Source organism: Maridesulfovibrio sp. (assembly GCF_963676065.1).
In the GTDB taxonomy this organism is placed as follows: Bacteria; Desulfobacterota; Desulfovibrionia; order Desulfovibrionales; family Desulfovibrionaceae; genus Maridesulfovibrio.
Genome location: NZ_OY780933.1, coordinates 2,716,012 through 2,741,968, shown reverse-complemented (window position 1 = coordinate 2,741,968; position 25,957 = coordinate 2,716,012). Strand labels below are relative to the sequence as shown.

Annotated in this window: 25 protein-coding genes; 13 read left to right on the top strand and 12 right to left on the bottom strand. The window is 46.5% G+C overall.

What is annotated here, in order from left to right:
* Positions 1-51: 51 nt before the first annotated feature.
* Entirely contained in the window at positions 52-990 is a 939-nt protein-coding gene (locus ACKU35_RS12275) for a TIM44-like domain-containing protein (protein ID WP_319759510.1), read from the bottom strand.
* Between the two features lie 270 nt (positions 991-1,260).
* On the opposite strand from ACKU35_RS12275, the gene ACKU35_RS12270 reads away from it, so the two are divergent.
* From ACKU35_RS12270 to ACKU35_RS12260, 3 genes are all read left to right on the top strand, one after another.
* Positions 1,261-1,587, top strand: coding sequence for an SHOCT domain-containing protein (locus ACKU35_RS12270; RefSeq protein ID WP_319759509.1), 327 nt, complete (start codon positions 1,261-1,263; stop codon positions 1,585-1,587).
* A 3-nt stretch (positions 1,588-1,590) separates the two neighbouring features.
* Entirely contained in the window at positions 1,591-2,352 is a 762-nt protein-coding gene (locus ACKU35_RS12265) for an HD domain-containing protein (RefSeq protein WP_319759508.1), read from the top strand.
* Positions 2,353-2,460: 108 nt separating this feature from the next.
* On the top strand, positions 2,461-3,372 hold the full coding sequence (locus tag ACKU35_RS12260) for an NAD(P)/FAD-dependent oxidoreductase (protein WP_319759507.1): 912 nt from the start codon (positions 2,461-2,463) through the stop codon (positions 3,370-3,372).
* Between the two features lie 66 nt (positions 3,373-3,438).
* On the opposite strand, the gene ACKU35_RS12255 is transcribed toward ACKU35_RS12260, so the two are convergent.
* The 3 genes from ACKU35_RS12255 to ACKU35_RS12245 form a co-directional block, all read right to left on the bottom strand.
* Positions 3,439-4,125: an HAD family acid phosphatase gene (locus ACKU35_RS12255; protein WP_319759506.1), complete on the bottom strand. Its 687-nt coding sequence runs from the start codon at positions 4,123-4,125 to the stop codon at positions 3,439-3,441.
* A gap of 80 nt (positions 4,126-4,205) precedes the next feature.
* Positions 4,206-5,333, bottom strand: coding sequence for a YibE/F family protein (locus ACKU35_RS12250; protein WP_319759505.1), 1,128 nt, complete (start codon positions 5,331-5,333; stop codon positions 4,206-4,208).
* Between the two features lie 98 nt (positions 5,334-5,431).
* Positions 5,432-6,946: an alkaline phosphatase gene (locus ACKU35_RS12245; RefSeq protein WP_319759504.1), complete on the bottom strand. Its 1,515-nt coding sequence runs from the start codon at positions 6,944-6,946 to the stop codon at positions 5,432-5,434.
* A 327-nt stretch (positions 6,947-7,273) separates the two neighbouring features.
* On the opposite strand from ACKU35_RS12245, the gene ACKU35_RS12240 reads away from it, so the two are divergent.
* From ACKU35_RS12240 to ACKU35_RS12210, 7 genes are read left to right on the top strand one after another with little or no spacing between them, the layout of a single operon-like run.
* Positions 7,274-8,020, top strand: a complete 747-nt coding sequence (locus ACKU35_RS12240; RefSeq protein WP_319759503.1) for a cytochrome c3 family protein — start codon at positions 7,274-7,276, stop codon at positions 8,018-8,020.
* A 16-nt stretch (positions 8,021-8,036) separates the two neighbouring features.
* Entirely contained in the window at positions 8,037-9,197 is a 1,161-nt protein-coding gene (locus ACKU35_RS12235) for a 4Fe-4S dicluster domain-containing protein (RefSeq protein WP_319759502.1), read from the top strand.
* Complete coding sequence (locus ACKU35_RS12230; protein WP_319759501.1) at positions 9,194-10,174, top strand: RnfABCDGE type electron transport complex subunit D; 981 nt, start codon at positions 9,194-9,196, stop codon at positions 10,172-10,174. The genes ACKU35_RS12235 and ACKU35_RS12230 overlap by 4 nt, the downstream gene beginning before the upstream one ends.
* Positions 10,171-10,758, top strand: a complete 588-nt coding sequence (rnfG, locus tag ACKU35_RS12225) for an RnfABCDGE type electron transport complex subunit G (protein WP_319759500.1) — start codon at positions 10,171-10,173, stop codon at positions 10,756-10,758. Before ACKU35_RS12230 ends, rnfG begins: the two co-directional genes overlap by 4 nt.
* A gap of 1 nt (position 10,759) precedes the next feature.
* A complete protein-coding gene (locus ACKU35_RS12220) occupies positions 10,760-11,425 on the top strand; it encodes an electron transport complex subunit E (protein ID WP_319759499.1) in 666 nt (221 codons plus the stop codon).
* Between the two features lie 11 nt (positions 11,426-11,436).
* Positions 11,437-12,012 carry an RnfABCDGE type electron transport complex subunit A gene (locus ACKU35_RS12215; RefSeq protein WP_319759498.1) on the top strand — a complete coding sequence of 192 codons (576 nt, stop codon included), beginning with the start codon at positions 11,437-11,439 and terminating at the stop codon, positions 12,010-12,012.
* A 2-nt stretch (positions 12,013-12,014) separates the two neighbouring features.
* Entirely contained in the window at positions 12,015-14,123 is a 2,109-nt protein-coding gene (locus ACKU35_RS12210) for an RnfABCDGE type electron transport complex subunit B (protein ID WP_319759497.1), read from the top strand.
* A gap of 54 nt (positions 14,124-14,177) precedes the next feature.
* Here ACKU35_RS12210 and ACKU35_RS12205 read toward each other — a convergent pair whose 3' ends face one another.
* Positions 14,178-14,633, bottom strand: a complete 456-nt coding sequence (locus tag ACKU35_RS12205) for a hypothetical protein (protein ID WP_319759496.1) — start codon at positions 14,631-14,633, stop codon at positions 14,178-14,180.
* Positions 14,634-14,957: 324 nt separating this feature from the next.
* Between ACKU35_RS12205 and ACKU35_RS12200 the strand changes: the two genes are divergently transcribed.
* Positions 14,958-15,950, top strand: a complete 993-nt coding sequence (locus ACKU35_RS12200; protein WP_319759495.1) for a hypothetical protein — start codon at positions 14,958-14,960, stop codon at positions 15,948-15,950.
* Positions 15,951-16,047: 97 nt separating this feature from the next.
* Complete coding sequence (locus ACKU35_RS12195; RefSeq protein WP_319759494.1) at positions 16,048-16,254, top strand: zinc ribbon domain-containing protein; 207 nt, start codon at positions 16,048-16,050, stop codon at positions 16,252-16,254.
* A gap of 68 nt (positions 16,255-16,322) precedes the next feature.
* Here ACKU35_RS12195 and ACKU35_RS12190 read toward each other — a convergent pair whose 3' ends face one another.
* Positions 16,323-17,054, bottom strand: a complete 732-nt coding sequence (locus ACKU35_RS12190; RefSeq protein ID WP_319759493.1) for a hypothetical protein — start codon at positions 17,052-17,054, stop codon at positions 16,323-16,325.
* Positions 17,055-17,058: 4 nt separating this feature from the next.
* The gene (locus tag ACKU35_RS12185) at positions 17,059-18,315 is read right to left on the bottom strand and encodes a murein transglycosylase A (protein WP_407944185.1); all 1,257 of its coding nucleotides are present in this window, start codon (positions 18,313-18,315) and stop codon (positions 17,059-17,061) included.
* 139 nt (positions 18,316-18,454) lie between these two features.
* Between ACKU35_RS12185 and ACKU35_RS12180 the strand changes: the two genes are divergently transcribed.
* A complete protein-coding gene (locus tag ACKU35_RS12180) occupies positions 18,455-20,089 on the top strand; it encodes a bifunctional UDP-sugar hydrolase/5'-nucleotidase (protein WP_319759491.1) in 1,635 nt (544 codons plus the stop codon).
* 33 nt (positions 20,090-20,122) lie between these two features.
* On the opposite strand, the gene ACKU35_RS12175 is transcribed toward ACKU35_RS12180, so the two are convergent.
* From ACKU35_RS12175 to ACKU35_RS12155, 5 genes are all read right to left on the bottom strand, one after another.
* A complete protein-coding gene (locus ACKU35_RS12175) occupies positions 20,123-21,217 on the bottom strand; it encodes an AI-2E family transporter (RefSeq protein WP_319759490.1) in 1,095 nt (364 codons plus the stop codon).
* Between the two features lie 77 nt (positions 21,218-21,294).
* Positions 21,295-23,247, bottom strand: a complete 1,953-nt coding sequence (locus ACKU35_RS12170) for a response regulator (RefSeq protein WP_319759489.1) — start codon at positions 23,245-23,247, stop codon at positions 21,295-21,297.
* 163 nt (positions 23,248-23,410) lie between these two features.
* Entirely contained in the window at positions 23,411-24,148 is a 738-nt protein-coding gene (locus ACKU35_RS12165; protein ID WP_319759488.1) for an amino acid ABC transporter ATP-binding protein, read from the bottom strand.
* Positions 24,138-24,920: an amino acid ABC transporter permease gene (locus ACKU35_RS12160; protein WP_319759487.1), complete on the bottom strand. Its 783-nt coding sequence runs from the start codon at positions 24,918-24,920 to the stop codon at positions 24,138-24,140. Before ACKU35_RS12160 ends, ACKU35_RS12165 begins: the two co-directional genes overlap by 11 nt.
* Positions 24,921-25,017: 97 nt before the next feature.
* Entirely contained in the window at positions 25,018-25,800 is a 783-nt protein-coding gene (locus tag ACKU35_RS12155; protein WP_319759486.1) for a basic amino acid ABC transporter substrate-binding protein, read from the bottom strand.
* Positions 25,801-25,957: the final 157 nt, after the last annotated feature.

Genomic DNA, 25,957 nt, shown 5'->3' with positions numbered 1-25,957 from the left:
TATACGGTCATACGCAAAGAGATTTGCAAAATTTACGACCGCGGCTAAAAGCTATTCTTCAAGCTGCTGAATACCGTCCAGCTTCCACATTCCATCAGAGCCGACGGGCTTAACGAAATGCCAGACCTCTCGCACCTGTGAAGGCTGCGATTGAGATGGGTCCTCACGCAAAAGGACATCGTAATAAACGGTAGCATTGGTCATGCCGCCTTCTTCTTTCACTTCCAGGAGTCTGGCGTTCACCATCATTACGTCAGTCTGCGAAGGACCGGGGTCTTCCTTGGCCTGCTGTTTGATTTCATTCACAACTTCAGAGGTTGCAAACTGTTCAATATCAGCCATATCACGGTTGTCCCATGATTTCTGCAGCCGGGTATAAACAGCCTTGGCTCCCTCGAGGAACTCTTCTTCATCAAACCCTGCGGGAGTATTAATCTGCGGTCCACCATGCGATGCGGAAGAACCTGCACCGGGCTGAGAAGAAGGCTTGGAAGAAAGATGCTCCCACGCATTCTGAGCATTATGCTCCCTGCGGGCATAAGGATCATTATTCATATTACTCTGGGTCTGGGACTGATCCGGACCGCGCTGGTAATTACCCTGCCGGTACATATCGTCAGCCCCGCGGCTGCGTGATTTAAAAAACTTGAATCCGAAATAAACAAGCACGCCGATGATCAGAATATTAAATAATCCGCCGCCGCCCATGCCGCCGAAACCGCCTAACATGGAACCGAGAAAAGTTCCGGCCAGCAGCCCTCCGAAAAGGCCCATTCCGGGACGGGAAATACCGCCCTGCTGTTTGTTGACGCCACTTGCCTGACTACTGGTTGTGGTTGTTGATGTCGGTTTTCTGTACGTTTTAGAAAAAGATGGCTTGCTGCCGAAGGATCTCCCACCGCCCAATCTTCTCGCATCCGCGTCACCGACCGAAAGGGCCAGCAGGCAGACAATTGTCAGGGGAAGAACCAAATACCCGAGTAGTTTCATCTAATACCTCATTTCCTTAGGTTATAAAAAATGCGACCGAAGCCGCAGTTCTTTAGTTAATTACGCTAATGCTCCCTGTCCAGTGATATCGGACAGTTTAAAATTTTTTTCTGAAACTCTCTCGCCGCACACTCTCCGTGAAACCCTTATCATTCTAATTATTATAGATGGTTAGTAAAAAGATGCCTTAAAAAAACACGATTTCCGGTTTATCTTGCGGAGAGTTAAAATGAGAGTTAATTATTCACGAAAACAAAACAGGAAGAACTTATGATACAGACAATTTTATCCGTATTTTCATTTATATCCGGCAAATATGAAAGCGATCCTCATTGGGACCACTGGCCTTTCGGTCCCGGATACGGTGACTTCTGGGCCTCAGCGGCAAAAATGCTTTTTGTTGCCGCAATCCTCGGCGTTATTATGCTTTTCTTACGCCTACTGTTTGGTCCAAACGGCAAATTCCGTGATCACGAACTGGACCGCGAAGCAGAAGAAATGCGAGAAAAAGAACTTGCTAAGCTTGAAGAAGATCTCAAATCAGGAAAAATTTCTGAAGTCGATTACAAGTTTAAGAAAAAAAGAATCCTGTCCTGAACAATGAAAAAATTCAAAGAGACATTCATCGATTTTGCAACTCCCTACCTGCGAAATGCGACTGAAGAGGATAAGGCCGATATTCAGCTGAAATTCGATCACTCTTTTGATGTCTTCGATAACAGCTGCAATATCTGTGATTCATTATCCCTGCCCTCTGAACTTGACGAGACATCACGTATTGCGGCCTTATTCCACGATACCGGAAGATTTCCCCAATACCTGAAATATAAAACATTCAGGGATGCCGACTCCTGCAATCACGGAAAACTCGGAGCCAGAACAGTATTAAAAAACAAACTGCTTGACGGTCTACCGCGCAGGCAGCGCAATACGGTTCTTGGCGCCATTGCCATGCATAACCGAAACAAGCTGCCGGACTTCATTTCCAAAGAACTCAGGATTTGCACTGAGATTGTCCGGGACTCCGACAAAATAGACATCATCAAAGTACTGATTCCGCACCTGCAACATGTAGGAACCGGAAACGAAGCCCCGCTTATGGGGCTTACGGAAAAACCGGATGTAGTCACAGAATCCATAGTGAAAGCACTCAAGCAGGGAAAACAGGGCGCGTATAATGAAATGAGCTGCCTGAACGATTTTCGACTATTGCTTTTAAGCTGGGCTTTTGACCTCAATTTTGAATGGTCACGAAAAGAAATGCTAAGACGCGAATATGTTGAACAAATTATGGAGCAGCTACCGGCTACAAAGCAGATACACGATCTGTATAAACCAGTGATGGAACAGCTTAACTCTTAACCGTTTTTGTGGAATAATACAGAGAACACTTTCTTGTCATTTGTTAAATAAAGATTACCTATAATTGTAGACCTTTTAAAAATAACTATTCACAACGGACAGCTGTCAATGACTGAAACCAACTACGATATCATCATTCTGGGGGCCGGCCCTGCAGGTTTGCAGGCCGCTATCCATTCAGCACGAAAAGGACTCAAAGTATTAATTCTGGGCAAAAATGACAAAAGCAGTCTCTGGTGGGCTCACATAGAGAACTTCTGCTGTACGCTGGAAATTTCAGGTGAACAAATCCTGAAAACAGGCCAGCAGCAGGCAGAAAGTTTCGGGGCTGTTTTCTTTAATGAAGATGTTCTTAAAATTAAAACTCCCGACCTTATGGACCTCGGCGCAGGAGGCTTTACAATCACCTCCGAAACCAAGGAATTCAAGACCAAAGCAATCGTAATCTGCACAGGAACAACCCGCAACAAGCTGGGGGTTCCAGGTGAAAAAGATCTGTTCGGCAAAGGCGTAAGCTATTGCGTTGAGTGCGACGGCAACTTTTTCCGCGGTGAAGAAATTGCCATCGTGGGCGGAGAAAGCGCCGCAGCAGGCGGAGCGCTCCATTTATCACATCTCGCATCCAAAGTTCATCTTGTGGCCAAAGAATTTAACTTTGCCCCTGAGCTTATGGAAAAACTCAAAGCTGAAAGCATCATAATACATGAAGGCGCCGAAATTGAGAAAATAACCGGAGATAGCGGGGTTGACGGCCTTGTATTCAAGGACGGCACCAAGCTTGATGTTACCGGAGTTTTCATCGAACTGGGCGCAAAAGGAGTCATGTCCCTTGCCGCTGAACTGGGAATAGAACTGGACGACTCCATGAAATTCATTAAAACAGATAAGCAGCAGCGTACCAACGTCCCCGGTATTTTCGCAGCCGGAGATATTTGCGGCCCTCCGCTTCAGATGGCTAAAGCCGTGGGCGAAGGGTGTGTAGCGGGCTTAAGCGCAGCCAAATACGTACGCAAGACCTGATCTGCTGCGCCATAAATAATCGCTGTTTTATAAAACGGGCCCACAGATGATGGGCCCGTTTTCTTTTTAGCGCCGGGAATAAATATGATTGGGATAAAGAACAGCCTTGCCGGCAAACTCGCCGGATATATCTTCCGGCACAGCCCCGATAGTTGCGACTACATTAAACCCTGTCCGTTGCAAGCCCTTGCGAACTTCCTCGCTGAAATTTGATCTTGCAAGATAGTTGGTCGGTCTCATAAAAATTTTCTTCCATCCGGAAAAACCGGCCTTGGATAAATTATCCATAACCGGAACACGAAAACTTTCCGGCCGGTATGAAACCAGAAAAACAGGGATATTACGCTGCAACAGGAAGTTAAACAGATCGAGTGATGGGGCAACCGCAGGAAGCGAACTCAGGATTACATGGGATTCCAAAGCGGTAAGCGCTGCCTGGTTTTCCGCAAAGCTCTGCTCCTTGCGTGCTTCATAGGTTGAAAGCAGAACATCTTCCACCATCATCACTACTGCGGGAAACTCAACCCGCTCCTTAATCGACTTGTCCACGGCTTCGGCAACTGATTTCGCCTGCCGTTCCACGTCTTTATCATACTGCCCTCTTTCATGATACGCGATTATGCGCTCCCGGACTTCCGGTAGAGAGAAGAAGCTTTCGGAAACACCGGCTTTACCGGTTTTACCGACTTTGGAGGCAACACAGCCTCCGCAGCAGAAAAGGATAAGACAAACACAAATCAAACGTAGCTTCAAAGAATTTACCTCCGCCTTAATACAAGGATAGAGTTAAATTAGCACAACGAAACCATGTACGACAAGCTCATCTGATCAAACTATCTATTTTTCCTGACAAAAATAAATGCCCCGGCCAAAGCGGTAAAAGGCGCTACAGTGACCAACCCGAAACTGCCCACCAGAGTTTTCAAGATTTCAGCGGAAACATAAACAAAATTATAAGTATTCATCAGCGGCACGCCCTGTGCCATAAAGGCCATCAGCAGAGTGATGAATCCGCCGGAATAAGCCAGCAGGAGGGTTGTGGTCATTGTCCCGACAACTGCCCTGCCGACCCGGATACCTGAAGCTAAAGCCTGCATGTGTCCGATATCAGGATTAATGCGCACCACTTCATCCATGCTGGCGGCAACATCCATTGCCAGATCCATCACCGCACCGGAGCAGGCCAGAAATACGGCGGCAATATAAATACGGGTCAGATCAAGATGACCGAATCCAGAATAAAGCAACGTTTCGGCAAAAGGCATCACCGCGCCCTGCAGATGTAATTTCCCGGTAAAATAAATAGCCAGCAGGCAGCTGGTTAGAACTCCGAGAAATGATCCCAGAAATGCGACTACGCCTTTGCGGTTTAAGCCCGCAACCATGAAAATGATCACCGCACAAAGGCCCGCTACCACCCCTAGGGTAATCCATACCGGGTCAACCCCGTCAAGAAGTGCAGGCACAAGCAGCTTCCAAAGCACCAGCGCAGTAAACATAAAAGAAAAAAGAGCCTTGGCTCCGGTCCAGCCGCCGAAAACGAGTAACAAAAATGAAAATAGCAACAGCATGGTCAGTTCAAGATCAATGCGATAATGATCCTGCGGCACGGCATACATGGGATTGCCCTGTGCGTCATAAGTGATTACAGCCAGAGCTTCATCACCCTTTGCAAATAATTTATCCTTATCCATCTGACCGAGAAGTTCATTGGTACCCTTAAGCACTTTACCTTTGAATCTACCATCAAGGATCTTCATGGTCACAGCCTGCGGTCCGGTTTTTACTATACCGAACTGGTCAATATCCGAATTATCCACCGAAAGAATCTCTGCCCGGCAGCGTTCGGCATTATCGGCAACACGCTGATCGAAATCAGTCGGGATAAAATACAGAATGGAGGTAAGCACAGCAAAGACGGTAACAAGAATAAATTCTCTATTTTTAAATAATCCAGGCATAATCTCAGGTGTTTAGATGTTTTATCGCTGAAAGCTTAAAGGTAAAAGCGGGACATCAGGTGATGCCCCGCCCTAACAGTTAAAGTATAAACGAGCTGCTATTTGGCTGCGAATTCAGCGTTGTCGATACCTGCGTGAATTTTAGGAGTCATGCCCATGATGGCCATGATTTTGTAGGCGATATCGATATTGTCATAGTATCCGTTAAAGGAAGTGGAGCCGACACCCATCGCGGAAGTGGCTACGGGTACACCGGTGTGCTTGTATGAAGTCCAGCCCAGACCGGCATTGTTATTAAGCACGTGGGTGATGGTTACAGTCAGAGGATCATAACCGCCGTAGAGGTTATAAAGTTCGGGATTCTTGAACTCCTTTTCCCCCTTCATGGTGCGCTCGTAAGCATCTTTAAGCATGGTCAGCTGGTAGTCTTTTACTACAAGCGGATTCGTCTTGGCATCACCTTCAAACTCGAGACCGAAGAAATGTGTGATGGTGGGCTCGAAATCCTCAAAGCTTGCGTTTCCTTTATGCTCTTTCTTCCATAGCTTAACCACTTCATCGGAAAACTGCTGAAAGGAGATGGACTGAGGCTTAAGGGCATCGTAATGAGAGCTGTACTTTGTACCTGCGAAACCGAGGGTAAGACCGCCACACTCATGGTCGCCGGTTACAACTATAAGGGTTTCTTTAGGATGCTTTTTGGCAAAATCTACCGCTTGTTTGATGGAATTATCAAAAGCGATGGTGTTCTTGATAAATGCGGTTGCATCATTTGCATGACAGGCCCAGTCAATTTTTCCACCCTCAACCATCAGAAAAAAACCTTCCGGATTGTCGAGCATTTCGATGGCCTTGGAAGTAAATTCAGGCAGAGTAATATCCTGCGGACGCATATCCATGACATAAGGTAAGGCTTTGGAATCCTGAAGCCATGCGTTCCATGAAATAACTTTACCGTCAGCAGGCTTAAGGGCCATGAACTCATCTTTATCGGTTACAACTTTATAGCCGGCCTTTTTGATAAGATCGAGAGCATTACCTTTAAAGTTTGTGGAATTTTTCTTCTTGTTGTTAACATCTTTCAAACCGCCGCCGCCAAAGAAATCAAAATTACTTTCGGAAAGGGCTACATCGATGTCGTAATACTGACCACGAGTGGGAACGTGAGCATAAAAAGCTGCGGGGGTTGCGTGGTCGATTGATACACTTGAAACAATCCCGACCTTCTTACCTTCTGATTTTGCCATTTCAGCGATGGATTTGACCTTCATCTGATTGGGCGCCATGCCGAGCATGCCGATATTAGTTTTCTGTCCACTGGCAAGAGCGGTTGCGGAAGCGGCAGAACCGGTGATAAATCTGTCCGCGGCATAAGTGGTGGTCATTCCCTGAGCCGGGAAGCTGTTCATAAGAAGCTGTTCCCCGGTGAATGCTTCGGCAGCCCCTTTCTGAGGCAGCCCCATACCGTCACCGATAAACAGAAATACGTACTTGGCAGGATTGCCTTTGTATACGCGGACCTTTTTCACTTTCGCATAAGCAGGTGCGGAGGCCATAATCATAGCGCAAACCGCAAGAAACATTAATACACTGAGTCTGTTAGAAAATTTCATCACTTTCTCCTGATTTTTTTTACTCCAATTCGGGGCCCTGCCCCGCTTCAATGGGAATACTTAGCAGTCCTGTGTGTCCAGGATGTCACAGGAGAAAGAATTTTATGAAACCTCTACAGAAAGTATCATGATTTATAGATTCTACTTGTCTTGTTTTTTTTGATATAATTATTCAACAGAAACGTATTTTCCAAAAATTAGTCTGCCAAACAGGAAAAGAACGATACAAAACTGCTTTTACTACGTCTTTTTTAGACTGGACAAAAACCTTCTCCTTGAGTATAAAATAAACAGTTAATAGTTTGTTATAAAGCAAGGACTTACTCGGTGCGTAAAAAATTCTTTCCCATCTCATTAGTAATTGCCGTTCTCTTCGGACTGGCTGTTACAGGATACCTTTCTCCAGAAAAAAAAGAAGAAATACCAGTCCGCATTTTATTAAAAAACAGCGGCGGAAAAGTTATCTTCACCCACATCCGCCATCACCGTGATTATGAAATCCCCTGCGGCAAATGCCACCATGAAAGAAAAACAGATGACCATGAGCCGCTTCCCTGCGGTTCCTGCCATCCTGAATCATTCGATAAAGACTATGTGCGTGAGCATATCAGATCCTTCCCGGACACCAGCTATTGTGTAAAATGCCATCACGCCGAACTTGGTAAGCTCAATTTCGACCATGCCGCCCATGAAGAATATGCGGAGGATGACTGCCAGACCTGCCACCATGATACCGACATTGAAAAAGAGCCTCAGAAATGCGGAAACTGCCACACCAACACCGGCTCAGCTGACAGGCCCAGTGTGCGTGATGCAGCCCATGACCGCTGTATTACATGTCATGATGATATGTTTGAGGAAGGGCTCAAAGGCTGTACCCCCTGCCATAAAATGCGAAATATGGAGGAATACTCAGGGGACTTCACGGCCTGCAGCCAATGCCACAGGAAGAATAAAAAGGATCTTGTTCTGAATAGGAATAACGCTTTTCATGACCAGTGCATGGACTGCCATAAACAACTGAAACGGGGTCCGTACAAGGAAAACGAATGCAGCAGATGTCATTTAAAATAAAAGGGGATACCAGATTATGAACCCTCTTTTTTCACTCATTCCTTCTGAGCGCGGCCCTATTGTCAACCTGTGGGAACAGGATCTCGGAGGTCCGCTTGAAATCAGCATAGAGATAAGCGGCCTGTCCCCTCTTGTTCAGATAAACGAACAGGTTTCCAAAGCGCAGGCCGTGGCTTCCGATCCGGCCGGGAGAAAAGCTGATCTGCACAGCTCCGTCTCCGGCAGGGTTATTGATATAAAAAAAGATTTCATCACCATCCGGGAAGAAGGGACACGGGTGGCGCTGCCTGCTGATTTTTCCGCAACAGAGCCTGCCGCCATGCTGGAGGCATTACGCAAAAACGGCGTGGACATCCGCAACTTAAAAAAAGAATGTACCCTGATTATAAATTCCGTACCGCATGAAGCCGGCATGGACGGACACCGGTTCCTGATAGAAGAATTTACAGAGATACTGACTACAGGGCTGAATTATCTTAAAAAAGCTCTTTCTCCCAAGGCATGTGCCTTAGCCTTACCCAAAGGAATGAACTGGACCATACCCGGCTGTACAGGACATGAGATACCCCCGGTTTACCCAAACAGTCTGCCTGAACTGGTAACCAAGGCTGTCACAAGCAATGAAATGCCGCCGGATGTATGCGTTATGAATGTTACCGAACTTTACCGTATAGGCAGGACGGTACACGGGAAACAGCCGGTTACCCTTGTAATCGTAAAGATAGGCAGCACCCCTTACCTCACTCCGGTCGGCACCCCGGTGGGAGTTCTGCTTAAAGCGGCGGGATTCAGACCGGCTGAGCACGACCGCATAATTCTAGGCGGTCCTTTGACCGGGAAAACCGTTTACAGCCTCAAACACGGGGTTTGCGCCGACACGCAGGCTATCACTATACTCAGACCGGATAAAGAACCTACAATTAAAGACAACCCTTGTGTGGGATGTGGAGAATGTGTCATCCACTGCCCGGCGCGGCTGATGCCGAATATGATTTCCCGGCATGCGGAATTCGGGCTGTATGAAAACACACAGGCGTACAATATCGCTTCATGCTTTGAATGCGGACTTTGCGGTTATTGGTGCAAAGCTCAAAGACCCCTTCTGCAATACATCCGGCTGGCGAAAAAGGAACTGGCCGCCAAACCGATAATTGAAGACCTCCGGGAGCAGAGATGAAACCATTAAACGGGCTGCCGGTATTAACCGTTTCCATTCCCCCTCATGCCCATTGCGGACGAACATTCAAGAGTGACGCGCTCGAGACCATTATCGCCCTGCTTCCCGCTGTATTCTTTGCCGTTTACCATTACCATATGCTTGCGGTCCGGGTACTGGCACTATCCTCTTTCAGCGCGGTAATTACCGAAACCGTATGCCTGTATGTGATGAAAAGGGAAATTGAAGCGGATAACTATACAGCCCTGCTTTACGGACTGCTCTTCGGCTTCCTGATTCCTCCCGCGTCCCCGTGGTGGATGGTGGCGACAGGAAGCGCGATTTCCATTTTCATAGGGCGGATGATTTTCGGAGGGCTTGGTGCAAATCCGCTTTGTGTGCCGCTCGTAGGCTGGGCCATTCTTACTGTTTCCTGGCCGGAACTCATGAATTTCGACATATCAATGCTCGCTTCCGAGCTTACATATCCTTTAAGCCAGCTGAAGAACTTCGGTCCTGAAACATTGACTGAATATCCCATAAAATCGCTGCTGCTCGGCTTTCAACTGGGCGGAACCGGTGCGGCACAGACCGGAGCTGTTTTACTGGGCGGCGTGTATATGCTGGCCCGCAGGATCGTAAGGCCGGATATCCCGCTGTCTTTCATTGCCGGAGTGGCGGTAACAGCCACGGCTTTCTATTTCATAGACCCTCTGGAATACGCAGCGCCGCAATACCACCTGCTCTGCGGCTCCACTTTATTCGGAGCATTTTTCCTGGCTACGGACGGACCGTCTTCACCATCTGGTCATATTCCAATGCTGATTTACGGATTCATCGCAGGAGCGCTGCTCATCATAATCCGGGTCTACGGAATATACCCGGATGGCGTCCCTTTCGCCATCCTGCTCGCGAATCTCATGACTCCGCTGATCGATAAAATCCGGCCTGCTCCGTTCGGCGGCATAACCAATATTCACCTGTGGAGACGGTCATGAAAGAATCACTAAAAATGATCTTAGTGCTGACCCTTATCTGCGGAATGTTCAGCATAACCCTTGCCAGTCTGAAACAGGCCACACAATCCCGTATAGAAGAACAGGTTCTGACCTATGTTCAGGGCCCAGCCATCAATAGAGTCCTCAATGAATATGATAATTCACCGGTCAAGGACCGCAAAAAATTTACTGTGCCCGGCACGGGAAAAAAGGTTACGGTTTTTCCTGCCATAAAAAATGGTAAGATTTCAGGGGTGGCCCTCGAAACTTTCGCCAAAGGATTCGGCGGCGAAGTGGGCGTTATGGTCGGATTCAATATAAATGAAGACAGCCTCTCCGGCATAGGTATCACCACAATGAAAGAAACTCCCGGTGTTGGATCAAAAGTAGCCGGTCACGGTTTTACCAGCCAGTTCAAAAAACACTCCACCACCTTGGAACTTTCCTCCAAAGGAGGAAACATTGATGGAGTCACCGGGGCAACTATTTCTTCCACAGCATCTGTTGAAGCGGTAAAAAAAGCTGTTTCAATTTTCAAAACACTAAGGCCGCAAATTGTAAAAGTATGGGCCAAGGGGTTGTAGGATGAGCAGATTATGGGATGAATTTTCAAAAGGACTCTGGAAAGATCTTCCGCCCTTCAAAGTTGTGCTCGGACTCTGTCCCGTTCTAGCGGTTACCAAAACAGCTGACAACGGGCTGGGCATGGGTCTTGCGGTTATCTTCGTACTGACCATGTCCAATATTCTCGTATCCATCTTTCGCAAAATCATCCCGCCCAAAGTCCGCATTGCCTGTTTCATTGTCATTGCGGCATCATTGGTGGTGGCGGTGGAGCTGCTTATGCAGGCTTTTGCCTACCCTCTCTACCAGCAGCTCGGAATATTTGTGCCGCTTATCGTGGTCAACTGCATCATCCTCGGCAGGGCTGAAGCATTCGCATCTAAGAATCCCGTACTCTACGCCGCTGCGGACGGGCTGGGCATGGGTATGGGCTTTACCATTTCCCTGACCATGCTCGGTAGCCTGCGTGAACTTCTAGGGTACGGAACCGTTTTCGGTAACCAGATAATGCCAACCGGATACAAACCTTTCACCTTCATGATCGAAGCGCCCGGTGCTTTTGTCTGCTTAGGGCTCATGCTTTGCGCCATGAACTTCTTCACCAGTTGGCAGGCCAGAAGAAAAGGACAGGCCGTTCTGGACAATCCCAGTCACGAATGCAGAAGCTGCGGTATCTGTAGCCGCTAACGGAGAACGCAATGAAAGAATATTTTCTGCTATTCATATCAGCCATATTCGTAAATAACATTGTGCTGGCTCAGTATCTGGGCAACTGTCCGTTCATAGGCACTTCCAAGAAGATTTCCGTGGCTATGGGCATGGGCAGCGCAGTAGTCTTCGTTGCCACTATGTCCGCATCAATAACATGGGCGGTGCAGGAATACCTGCTGGACCCGCTGGGACTGGAATACCTTCAAACCCTGACATTCATCCTCGTCATCGCTTCACTGGTACAATTTGTGGAGATGTTCCTCAAAAAGACAATACCTCCGCTATATAAATCACTAGGCATATTTCTGCCGCTCATCACTACCAACTGCGCGGTCATGGGTATTGCCATCATCTGCCAGCGGGAAGAATTTACTTTCATCAAGACCGTGGCTTTCTCCTTTGCTTCCGGTTTGGGATTCATGCTGGCTTTGATTGTACTCTCCGCCATAAGGGAACGCATCGAGGTTTCCCGGACTCCGAGATCCATGAGCGGTACCCCCGTCGCGCTGGTAATGGCCGGTTTGATGTCCCTAGCTTTTTTCGCCTTTAAAGGGATGATATAAATATGATTATTTCATCACTTCTAGTACTGATGGGACTGGGTTTTACTGCCGCCACCATACTTGCTGTGGCTTCCAGAATCCTACACGTAAAAGAAGATCCCCGGATTGCACAGGTCGAAGATGTGCTGCCCGGCGTAAACTGCGGAGGCTGCGGTTACGCCGGATGCTCAGGCGCGGCCAATGCGGTGGTGAAGGGTAAATCCGGCGCAAATGTATGCGTCATCGGCGGAATCGAGACCGCTAAAGCTGTTGGTGCCGTAATGGGACTTGAAGTGCTGGATATGGAACAGGAACTGGCCTTCCGTGATTGTACCGGAGGCGAGCGGGCAGAAGAACTTTACAACTACGAAGGTGCTAATAACTGCCGTGCACAGGCCCTGCTTTATGAAGGCTCCAAAACCTGCCCCGAAGGATGTCTCGAGCTTGGAACATGCGTTGCGGTCTGCCCTTTTGATGCTATTCATATGGGACCGGAAAATCTGCCTGTAGTAGATCCGCTGGCCTGCCGGGCCTGCCGCAAATGCGTGGAAGCATGCCCCCGCGGAGTTCTCTCGATAGTTTCCATGAGCGCCAAGCTGCTGCATATGGAAGAGGTGAATGATTGTCTCGCCCCCTGTCAGCAAAGATGCCCGGCAAACATCAACATTCCCCGTTATATCGAAGCAGCGAACAATGGCGACTATGCCGGAGCGGTCAACATCATCCGCGAACGCAATCCCCTGCTGCTGGTATGCGGCCGGGTCTGCCCGCGTCCGTGCGAAAAGGTCTGCCGCCGCACGCATGTAGATGAACCGGTCGGCATCAACATGATCAAGCGTTTTGTGGCGGATTGGGAAATGAAAAACGACCTTCGCCTGCCCATCCCCTGCGCCAAGGAAACAGGCCATAAGGTAGCAATAATCGGCGGCGGTCCGGCCGGTCTATCGTGCGCCAATTTTCTGCGTCGGCTGGGTCACAGCCCGACCATCATAGAAGCCCTGCCCGAACTGGGCGGTCAGTTGCGGTACGGAATTCCTGAATACAGGCTACCGAAAAAAGATCTGGCATGGGAGATTCAAGGCATAATCGACCTGGGTATAAATGTCCGTACCGGACTGAAACTGGGGACGGATTTTCTTATCAACGACCTCGAAGAAGAAGGATTTGAAGCTTTTTTCATGGGAATTGGCGCGTGGGCCAGCGGGACCCTGCGCATTGAAGGCGAAGACGCTAAAGGAGTGCTCTCCGGCACAGAATTTCTCACCGCCGTCGGATTAGGACAGACTCCTGATATAGGCCCGAAAGTCATCGTTGTCGGCGGGGGAAATACAGCCATAGATGCCGCACGCACAAGCGTTCGTCTCGGCTGTGACGTGACTCTGCTATACAGACGCACCCGTAATGAAATGCCTGCCAACACTGAGGAAATTGAAGCCGCGGCAGATGAAGGTATCAGATATATCTTTCTGAGCGCTCCCACCAAAATCATAATGGACGATAAAGGCAGGGCCACCCATCTGGAATGTGTAAAAATGGAGCTGGGCGAGGCGGATGCTTCCGGCCGCAGGCGCCCTTTACCTGTGGAAGGTTCTGAAACCCGTTATCCCGTTGATACAGTCATTTCTGCCATCGGGCAGAAGCCACAGTTATCCTGTTTCTATACCGATGGCGAAGAACAATGCAGTATTAATTTCACCCGCTGGAGAACAATTGCGGCCGACCCGGAAACCCTGCAGACTTCCATACCCAAAGTCTTTGCCGGGGGTGATAATGTTTCCGGCCCGGACCTTGTAATTTCTGCTGTCGGAGCCGGAAGACGCGCCGCACGTTCGATACATTATCTGCTGACCACAGGCGAAATTCCGCTGGCGGAGAATCTGCTGCAGGATCCTATTCCATACACACTTTTTAAAGATGTAGACGGCTGCAAAAACAAAAATCGGACCGAAATACCACACAACTGCACCGGGGAAGACCGCACTGCCACTTTCAAAGAAGTCGAAGGCTGCCTAAACGAAGAAGAGCTGCGCTACGAAACCTCACGCTGCCTGCGTTGCGGCCTGACCTGTTATGACCGGGATGTCCCGCTGGAAAACGTCTTTACCTCCCGAGTCGGGGAAAAAGTGGAATAAAAAAAAGCGCACCGGGAATTCCCGATGCGCCCAAACTTTGATTTCTCAAAGCTATTATTTCTGGAGGCCGGACTGAACGTCCTTGAGGAGCTCCTGAACCTTGGCAAGTTTTGCCTGATCTTCTTCGCCGAGCTGTGCGCCAACGTAAGAAGCTTTCTGGTTCATTTCTTCAATAATGCCGTCCATAATAATATGTCTGGTTTTAGTGGGGAGTTTTTCAAGTTCAACCAGTCTGCCGTCTACAACAGCCATCTGGGAATTGAGATCTGCCACTTCACCACGTACGCTCTGTAAATCTTTAACTTCAGAAGTAAGGCTGGTCAGGTTCTGATTCAGGCCGTAGAAAAATACTACGAGAAGAACTACTGCCATAAAGGAAATGATCATTGCGACCTTTCCCATATCCTTCTGAGCAGTTTCGCTGACGCCGGCTGCGACGTCTTCAGCAAGAACATTCTCATTCTGCTGATAATCTTCCATCTGATGTACTTTTTCAGTTGCTGCGCTCATTTTTTTCCTCCTAAATGATCGTGTTTATAACGGAAAGGACTATACTTCAAGGACGATCCCAAATCAAGAATTTAAACATTTTTAAAAATTCTTGATCCTACCTCCCGACAAACTCTTCGTGACTCTCACAAATATCCGCCTTGCGCAACTACGGTGCATCAATAACTAAAAAATATATTTAGCACCGTATAAAAAGTTTTTTCCGTATGTGTTTTTCTCTCTGAGACGTAAAATCATAACTAGGCATGATACTTGCTTACTTTTTAAGAAAACAATTTTTACGGAAAGGATTTCCCAACTATTTTTATTTCTCAGGAGCCTGAAATGTTCACCAGCTCAATTTTAAGCGGTTCAAGCACAGCCGGAAGCTATTTTTCCAACATAGCCAACAACACTCAGAGCGCACAAAAACCAAATATTTCAAAAGGCTTAAGCCCAACTCAAATTCGCAGACAATTGCAGATGCAATTCGCTTCCATGAGCTTCGGACTTTCTTCTGATGAACAGCAGCAGGTAAATGGATATTACTCTCAGTTGAATAATATATACGGTGTCAATGATTCGTCGGTCCGTGAAGATCAAGAAAAACGTTTTGAAGAACTGAAGAAAGAATTGGACAAACTTTACGGCCTTGATGGAGACCCCAAAAAACTGACCGCCGAAGAACAGAAGAAGGTGGATGACCTTCAGACTCAGTTAGATGAGCTATATGAGATAGTTCCCACTAAAGATCCGCAGGGACCTGATCGCCAAAGGGCCGAAAGCCTGAAATGGGAACTAAAGAAAATGTATTATCCTGAAGGGAAAATACTGACTGCCGCTGAAAAGAAAAAGGAAGCATCCATCCAGGGTGAACTGAAAGAACTTTTCGGCATAACCGGCCCCAAGACGTTAACAGAAGAGGAACAGGTCAAAGCAGATGATCTGAATCGGCAGATTGATGAAATCTGCGGTACAGCCAAAAAAGAGCTCACGGAAGAAGAAACCAAACGAGCCGACAGCATTATCAGCGAGATGGAACAGATCGTCGGTAAACTGGTAACTCACGGTTTAAGCAATGCCGAAAAAAACCTGTATTACAATCTGGATGAAAAAGCCGATGCTCTGAAAGATAAGTCAAAGGAAACTCCCCTGACAGACGAGGAGCAGAATGAGCTGGCTAAGATAACGAAAAACATCAATATGTTGCTCGAAAAAGCAGCAAGGATTCAAGAGCAGCAGGACCAGCAGGCCAGTCAGGTTCATGGACAGCTCAACGGTTTTTTCTCACAGTTGGGTATGATGGGCGGTGGCACGCTGCTTTCCACAACTATTTAATTTTCTCTTGAAAAGCGCGCAATTTTCTCTTACCCCTGATTCCTGTAGTTACAAACAACGGAGCCTCGCTCCCCTCACATATAAAAGGAGTCAGCAAATGCCCATTTATGAATTTAAATGCCCTAAGTGTGGTAAGGAATTTGACGAACTGGTTATGCCCGGTAAGGATACTAAGGCAGATTGTCCTGAATGCGGTCAAAAAGAATGTGAAAAGCTGCTCTCCATCGGCAACGTGCGGCCCAACGGCATCCCCCATGGAAATGGAGGATATAGAGTTCCGCCCTGTAAAATGAATGAAAAATAGCAAAAGCCGATTTTTTTCATGAATTAGAATTTTAAAATCCCCGGATACGGATGTACCCGGGGATTTCTTTAGCGTACATCCAGATCAAAAAATTGCGTGTCACCTGTCCGGCGATAGGTAAAACAATCAGACTCATCAATTCCCAGACGTTCATGAATTCCCTGCAGCCACTGAGTACGCCCCAAAGCATGGGTCGGAACGAAAACCTGCGGTTTAACCTCCTTAACCAGCTGCGGCCCTCCGGCAAGGCTTTCAAGCCTTCTATCCACATTTGAGAAAACTATATGTGGACTGTATTCAGTCATTTTTTCCACTACGGAACTAAAAAAAGAACGGGTAAAGACCAATTCGTTTGGCGAAGCATTTTCCCAATCCCAGCAGGCAAGATCTCCGCCGTTATAGACTTTCACCCCTTCAGCTGTGCGAAAAAAGAAAGCCACTCCAAGATCATTGGACATAAATGTTCGGATTGCCAAGCCGTTAAATTCATAATCTTCATCCGGTTCCACGATTAAGGCGTCGCTGAAATCAAGATCCGGGTACATTTCCTCAATATCATCCGAAATCACCGCTTGCAGTGATTTCGCTCCCAGACAGACTTCCCTGTAATCAGGTGCGAAATGATCCTGATGGCTGTGCGAAAAAAAAACGACAACATCACGTCCGCAAAGACTCCGTTGTAAAGCGGTAAGGACTTTTTTACTTCTGAACCGATCTGCCGGGATATCAAAGACATAACTTATTTCACCGACTTCAAGCACAAAACAATTATGAAAGATATGAACTAATCGAACCTGCATAGTGCTAGCGAATTTTCTTATCTTTCATTTCATCAACTACAGCGCGACTTACCGGCAGGTAAATGTGCGACCATGAAGTAAGATGACCGGCCAGATATTCCGCCTCAGGACCGGAACCGCAAAACAGATCAACCCTTGTTCCCTTAATCGCTCCGCCTCGGTCCTGCGCCATGACCATACGGACAAAAGGCGACTTCTGATTTTCATCCTGTTGCGGAAGACCGGTTGTAAGCAAAGCCAGAGAGCCCAACGGCAGAACCTTGCTATCAACGGCAACGCTGGTCATGGGAGTCAATGCCGCCCCCATGGAACCGAACGGTCCCTCATCAGCAAGACGGAAAAAAACGTAACTGGGATTGGTAGTCAGCAATTCTTCCATAAGTTGCGGATTATCATCCAAAAAGGCTTTGATTCTCTGCATGCTCATTCCTTCTTTGGGCAATAAGCCACGCTGGATGAGCACCTTGCCGAGGGAAACATACTTCAAACCGTTTTTACCGGCATAAAGGACATGTTTCACGCTGCCATCTGGCAAGACGAGTCTTCCGGAGCCCTGAATCTGTAGAATAAAAACATCCACCAGATCTTTAACCCATGCTATCTCCAAGCCTTTACCCTTCAACGCTCCTTTAAAATCAATCTCTTCACGGTCATGATAGGGGACCGCTTCTCCTGATTCCTGACGATAAATCAGATGCTGCCCTTTCCAGCGATGATGGAATTTACCGAGATCAAGAACCTTCAAGTCGGCAGGAATGCTGTAAAGAGGATAAGGATATTCCGGGTCGGGAGTGAGTGAGGCTTCAAGATACGGTTCGTAATACCCGGTTAAAAGAGTACGCGGGACCATGGAATACCAGACAAATTTCTCGTTCAGCAGCTCTGGCGCATATTGGAGCTGAGGCAGGAGTTCAAGCATTTCTTCATTTGTACGCTTGAGCATCCCCCACGTTATCGCCAGACGGCCGTATCTTGCGGCTACTTTATTCGCCGGTTTACTGGAAACATATCTGAGGTTGCGTTTAATCCCTTTCTCCAAATCGCGCCATGAAAGATCATCACCGGCACTATTCTGCAGCCGGTTGATAAGGGCTTCAACCTGCTCAGAGTCAATTTTGTAATACCCCTTTGTAGGAGTTACATGGCTCTTTACCGGAACATCGGGCGTGCCGGTATACAAGGAGCAAGCACTTAAAAAAGAAGACGCTGAAGCCACAAGAAAAAGATAAAAAACAAATTTACGTAAACTCAATAAAAGCACTGCAACCTGCCTTACTGCTGATATATTAAATATGATGACACTAGATAAAAAAAAGAAACTGAATTACGTTACGCCTGAAAGATATATATGTTATAATTTATATGCTGAATCTTCTTTAAACAAACACTACGGATTTGCAATGCGTTTATTCACTATCATAACGTCTGTTATTGCCATTCTTATGACGGCTTCACCCGGATATGCAACCCGCTGGGATATTGTATTGCTGACCACATCCGGACTGAACGGACAACTGCTGCCCGCAGCAGAAAAAGATAATCAAAACAATGCCGGTATGGTACGTACTTTCGGAGGATTTGCAAGAATTCAGTCAATATTTGAATCATATAGAAGCAAGTATCCAAACTCAACGATAACAATCGCTACCGGTGATGACCTTATGGGAGAATCCCTGACAAATCAAAAAGGACAAACCGTTTTTACCGCAATGAATAAGATGGGGTTCGATATTTCAACTCTTGGTAATCACGAATTCAACCGAGGCTCTAAACTTCTGGTCAACTGTCTAAAAACAAAGAATTTCCCCACGGTAGTCAGCAACCTGAAAATATCCTCCGGGAATCCGCTAAAAAAATATATCCGTAAAACGGATGTTATCGAAAAAAATTTTATACGTGTTGGTTTTATGGGCATGATTATGCCGGAGATCAAACTTATCTCTAATCCGGGATCGGGGATATCCGTACCGGCGGATATAATTAAATCAGCCCGTCAGACTGCCCTTAAACTGAAATCAGAAGAGAAAGTCGATCTGATTGTACTTCTGAGCCACCTGACTTTGCATGATCAGAAAGAAATTTTACAGAAGGTTCCCGAGATAGACGTTATCTGCGGAGGCCAGAGCTACAAAGACATATTACCCGGTCAGGAAATTATTGCCAGAGACGGATCTCTTCCGGGCCTTATGGTCCAATGCGGAAGTCAGGGGCGCTACGTTGGTGTACTGAAAATAAGTATGGAAAATGAGTCTATCCGCAAACATGAATGGACCATAATTCCTGTCACCGACAGTACTAAAGAAGATGCCGACATAAAGCGCTATCTTTCATTATCGATCAAAGATATGAACTCCGAATCTATTCCGCTGGCCATCAGTCCCGCCGCACTTGATACACGTGCCTCTTCCATTAGAACCGCAAACAATCTCGCCGGAAACATAGTCAGCTCCATAATGCGCGACAAGTTCAAGACTGATATCGCCTTTCAGAACGGGGGCGGCATCAGGGGCGATAAAATAATACCAGCGGGTCCGGTAACGGATAAAGACATCAACACCATGTTTCCTTTCGGAAACAACGTGACCATCATGAAAGTTACCGGGCATACCCTGAAGCAGATTCTTGAACGCTCAGTTCATAATCTTCCTGAACCTTCCGGTGCTTTTCTCCAGATCTCCGGACTTAAATTCACACTGAATATCAAGGGCACAGCGCAAAAACTAAAACTGGACAGCAAGGGTAACCCCGTAAAGATAAGTACTGCAGGGACGCGTGTATCAAACATTCAAATATTAGATAAATCGGGCAGATACATAAAAGTATATCCCAAGCATAAATATTCGCTGGCAACCAACTCATATCTTGCAGGAGGAGGAGACGGCTACATAATGCTTAAAAATATACCGGGAAAGGTTGAAACATTCGTCAAAGTCAGGGATATGATCAAATCTGGAATGCTCCAGCTCAAAAGGCTGGACTCCAAATTTTATCCAGTCATTTTCACACAGGAAAATACTCCCCGTAAAATTCAATAGATTCACAACGGATTCAACAAATTGCTATTATGACTATTTTTTTTGGTTGAGCACATCCTGGAATTCCACACCGTAAATGTGGAGCATCACCATCAGAAATGAGAGGATCAGCGGTCCGTATAGGATACCCAGCGGACCGAAAGCATTAATACCGCCAAGGATTGCAAGAAATACATAAATAGTAGAGACACGTGATGCTTCACGCACAAGAATCGGCCGGATAACGGTATCGATCCCTGTAACCAGCACGCCACACCAGAGCAACAAAAAGACCGCGACCTTAAATTTGCCGATAATGACCAGATAAATTGTAGCAGGAATCCAGATCAAGCCGGTTCCAAGAACCGGGATAAGGGAGGTAAAACTCATCATTGTCCCCCAGAAAAGAGCCGGAATTCCAGCAATAGCCAATCCTATCCCCCCAACAATTCCCTGTAGTACCGCGATAAAAAGACTGCCGAAAAGCACTGATTTCGACACCTTTCTGAGACTTTCGATGATAAAATCTTCCTGCTCCGAACGTAAAGGCGACAGATACCGCAGCCGTTTGATAAAGCTGTCTCCATCCTTGAGGAAAGAGAATACGAGAAAAAGCATAATCAGAAACTGAGCGACAAGGCTTGCCATATTTGCGGCCAACCATGTACCGGAAGTAAGCAGAGCCTGTCCGAACCCTCGTGAGATTTCGAGTATTCTGGATTGGATATCGCTGGAACTGATCTCAATAAACGGAAATTTATGCTCCAGCCAGTGAAGATACGTGTTGTATTGTTCCGAATTAAAAAAAGTCGAAAAATCAGTTGTACGCAACCATTCGTTAATAGCAGAGACGGAATTCACGCCCTGTCCGATCAGCCCCAGAAAAAAGATCAACGCCGGAATTATTATAGCAAAAATAATTATAAGAACGGTCAGAAAAGCACTTATTTTTGGCCTGCCGCCTAGACGCCTGCATATCTTCTTATTCAGGGGATAAAAGATACCACTTAAAACAACTGAAATGATAATTGTATTTATGAACGGCTGAATAACGGAATAACCTAATGCTATAGCCGAAATAAGCAGGAGAATAAGGAAAAATGTATAGATAGCAGGTGATTTTATTATTTTTTCTTCTGGCGGGGTCATGCTCGAATCCTTAAATTATGATTGATGCGCTGAGAATAGCCCATCCTTTCAGATAAAAAAAACAAGCACAATTAAAATCAGGAGGTTTTGCTAAGATAATCGGACATCACTGAATAAATGTCCTCAGCTTCAGTCTTTATACCAGATATCATTTTTTCAATTCCGACCAGACCTTTATCCTGCAAGAATTCATCAATGTCATGAGTCAGCGATGAAAGTTTATACGCCCCGACATCAAGGGCCAATCCATGTAACAGACCGATCTCTTCCCTCAATTTTTGTATATCATTTTTACCGGCAGCCTCAGTAATCATGTCTAGATGCAAAGGAGCCAACTCCTGGAAATGATTATAAATTTCGCGAACAAGCTCATCATTACCGTCAAGACGCGCAATTGTACCCTTAAAATCCAGACAGGTATGTCCTTCGGGCTTACCCTTAAATTCTGAGTCTATCCCCGCTACCCCGTCTTCTCCTTTAAGGACGGAAAGCATCGCTTCTATCAATCCTGTGGAATTGAAAGGCTTGGATAGATAGCCATTCATTCCCACTTCAAGGCAACGTTCACGGTCCCCCTTCATGGCGTGTGCGGTCAGCGCGAGGATTGGAATCTGCGGGTCGACATTTTCGATATATCCGGAGCGGATAAGCCGGGTTGCCTCCAGTCCGTCCATAATCGGCATCTGAATATCCATAATGACAAGATCAAAGGAGTTCTGAGTCAAGAGCCCCACTGCTTCCCGCCCGTTCTCAACTAGTTTCAATTCACAATTAGTGTTCTCCAAAAAGGCTGAAACTACTCTGCGGGTAATTATATTATCATCAGCAAGCATCACCCTTTTAAACTGGGGAAAATCTAAAATTTCGCAGTTACTTTGCTGCCTTTCCTCAACGCATTTGTCTACAAGCTTGAACACTGCCGTAAAATAAAAGCTGCTGCCCTGATCCGGCTCGGTATCGAGCCAGATAGCACCATGCAGCATATTGACTAGATTACGGGTAATAGTCAGACCCAGCCCGATCCCGCCTTGCTTGCGGGTCATGTAATCTTCCAGCTGGGTAAAACTTTCAAAAATGGTATCCGCCTTCTTTGGCGAAATTCCGACACCGGTATCAGATACACTGAAAAGCAGTCTTAAACAGCCGGCAGGATAAGGTTCGGAATCATAATCGTCGGGCATAACATCGATGGCAACGCCACCCTTCTCTGTATATTTGATGGCATTACTGACAAGGTTATTCAAAATTTGAGTTAGTCTTCCGGAATCTCCCTGCAATTCTTCGGATACATCGGGATGGACAAAACATTCCATGTGAATGCCTTTACTTCCGGCATTGGGCTGGTGGGAATCCATTACCAGAGCGAGAGTCTTACGGACATCAAAGACTCCTTCCTTAAGATCCAGAATCCGTTGCTCGATCTTTGAATAATCAAGCATATCATTTAAAACCCGCAGCAAAGACGTGGCTGACCCCTTAATCAGTTCCACATATTCCTTCTGCTCAGCGGCCAGTCCACTTCCAAGAAGTATTTCACTAAGTCCCAGAATACCGTTCATCGGTGTACGAAGCTCATGACTGATAGTCGCAAGAAAGGAACTTTTGGCCTCGTTGGCAGCTTCAGCATCAGCCACAGCCCGGCGGCATTCCTGCTCCATCCCATGCTTATAGAGAGCTATTTCAATGGAGGAACGCAGTTCACGTTCCTCGAAAGGTTTCAGCAGATAACCGAACGGTCCGGAAAGCTTTGCCCTGGTCAGGGTTTTTTCATCCGAAAAGGCGGTTAGAAAAACGACAGGGCTATCATAAACTTTGATGATGGTATTGGCTGCTTCAATGCCGTCCATTTCTCCTTGCAGCTTAATGTCCATAAGGACCAAATCAGGCCGACTGGTGATAGCTTTATCAATAGCCTCAGAGCCAGTAACTGCCCCACCGGCAACTTCATAGCCCAAGCGCCGTAAAACAGCCTGAATATCGAGATTCACAATCTTTTCATCATCAACAACGAGAATCCGCTTCCCTGACATCAACTATACCCCGTCACATTTATTTAAAGACTTACTAGCTACCTCATATAGTAGATAAATACAAAAATTGAAAACATTTTTAGGTAATTATTTTTTAGGTACACAAAAAAACCGGCCCTGAACCATTCAGGGCCGGTTAAGATAACAATATATGAAACTGAGCTTACAAAATCTGATCCAGAAATTGTTTTAAGCGAGGATGCTCGGCGTTGTTGAAGAATTCTTTCGGCGGTGCACAGGCTATTATCTGTCCATCTTCCATGAAAACAATCCTGTCCGCAACTTCGCGGGCAAAACCCATTTCGTGAGTCACCACGACCATGGTCATGCCTTCAACAGCCAACTTTTTCATTACATCCAGAACCTCGCCGATCATTTCCGGGTCAAGAGCGGATGTAGGCTCATCAAAAAGCATAATTTTTGGATTCATAGCCAGCGCTCGTGCGATAGCAACCCTCTGCTGCTGTCCCCCGGAAAGCTTGGAAGGATAGACATCCGCTTTCTCGCGAATACCGACCTTTCTAAGAAGATCAACAGCCACAGCCCTTGCTTCTTCCTTGTCCATTCCTTTCAGGCGAACCGGAGCCATGGTCAGATTTTCCAAAACGGTCTTATGCGGAAAAAGGTTGAAGGACTGGAAAACCATTCCCAGTTCCTGACGAATAACATTAATATCGTTATCCTTATCATGAACATCCAACCCATCAACAAGGATGGAACCTCTGTTGATTTCCTCAAGACGGTTGATAGAGCGCAACAGGGTACTCTTACCTGATCCGGAAGGACCGATAATAACGACCTTTTCACCCTGCTTAATATCAAGGGAAACGTTACTAAGCGCGGCAAGATCGCCGAAAAACTTGTAAACACTATTAATTTCGATAATGGGATTAGCGGTCATAATGATTCAACCTCTCTTCCATCCGGCTAACCGCTCTTGAAAGGATCAAAGTAATCACCAGATAAACAAGCGCGATCATTGTATATGTTTCAAAATACTGAAAACTCTGCGCAGCAAATTCACGGCCACGCCTGAGGATATCGGATACTGCCAGAATGGAAACAAGTGAAGAGTCCTTTAGCAGAGCGATAAATTCGTTACCGACCGGAGGCAGGATGGTCCGCCATGCCTGCGGAAGGATAACCAGAAACATGGTCTCCCGTTTATTAAAACCGAGCGATCTTGCAGCCTCGGTCTGCCCTTCATCAATAGATTCAATTCCGGCGCGGAAAACTTCGCCCATATAAGCGCCGTAGCAAACACTCATGGCGATAATTGCAGACAGCATGTCCGGGACTTGCAGCACCCGGCCCATAGCGTAATAAATGTAAAAAAGCTGTACCAGCAGAGGAATCCCCCTGACCACTTCAACATATGTGGAAGCGATAAGGTTCAAAATCTTATTGCTGGAGATTCTGCCCAGCCCGGTAAAAAGCCCAAGGACCAATGCCCCGAAAATGGAACAGATGGTTACCTCGAAAGTAACCAGAATACCGTCGGGAATGAAAAGCAGAATATCTTTATAAGGATCAGGTTTTGCAATAATCAGATAGGCGATGATCCCGACCGCACCAATAAAGGAAACCCACCAAGCACTCAGCAGACTCTTATCACTACTGTCGGGAATGCTGGCCCCATCCGTAACCTCAATCTTAATTTTTTTTTCTTTCATAATATATATACCCGGTCTGCATGAAAACGCCGGGACCGGTTAATTTACTTCCGGTCCCGGCCATTTATTTGCAATTCAAGCCTGCTAGTTCAAACAATTAATTGCTACCAAACCATTTAGCCTTGATTTTATCGTAAGTGCCGTCTTTCTTAACTGCGGCCAGACCTTTGTTGATGAGGTCAAGAACTTCTTTATTATTCTTGTTAACAGCAACGCCGAGGTATTCAGGTTTGTCGCTCTTTACAGTAAAAGCAATTTTGAGCTTTTTGGAGTATTCTTCCTGCTGCAGGGCAAAGTCGGCTGCGATGGGATCATCACAAACAACAGCAACGATACGGCCATTGTAAAGATCTTCCATAGCGAGACCGATTTCATCATAAGACTTGGCAAGAGCTCCATCGATACCTTTGATTGCAAAGTAACCGGTAGTACCGATCTGAGCGCCCACAGGCTTGCCTTTGAAATCAGCAAGAGATTTTGCATCGGAATCTTTGTTGGTAACAACGGCCTGCTTAACTTCAAAATATGGAGTTGAAAAATCCATGCTCTTCTTGCGTTTTTCATTAATTGTAACAGAAGAGCAGATGCAGTCATATTTACCGGCTGCGAGACCTGCGAAAATGCCGTCCCAGGCTACGTTCTTGATGTCTACTTCGTAACCGCCTGCGTCAGCAGCAGCACGCATGAGGTCAACGGAAAAACCGACAATCTGTTTGTCTTTGTTAACAAATTCCATGGGAGGCCATGTGCAGTCTGAAGCAACAGAAATTACTTTTTTAGCAGCAGCTTCCTTCGGGGCATCCGCCTTCTTGGTTCCGTCTTCAGAAGAACAGGCAACAAGCATGGCAAGCATCAAAAATACGAGAAGTTTTTTCAACATAGATATTCCTCCAGATTAAGTTAATATACCCTTTAAATAACAAAGATGAAAATTATACAAAAAGGTACCCATGTCAACAAAGGTTTCCATAGACAATATTGTTTTCTTTGAACTATAAAGGCTTAAAAAAAATGTTTTCTTGAACTTTATTCAAAAA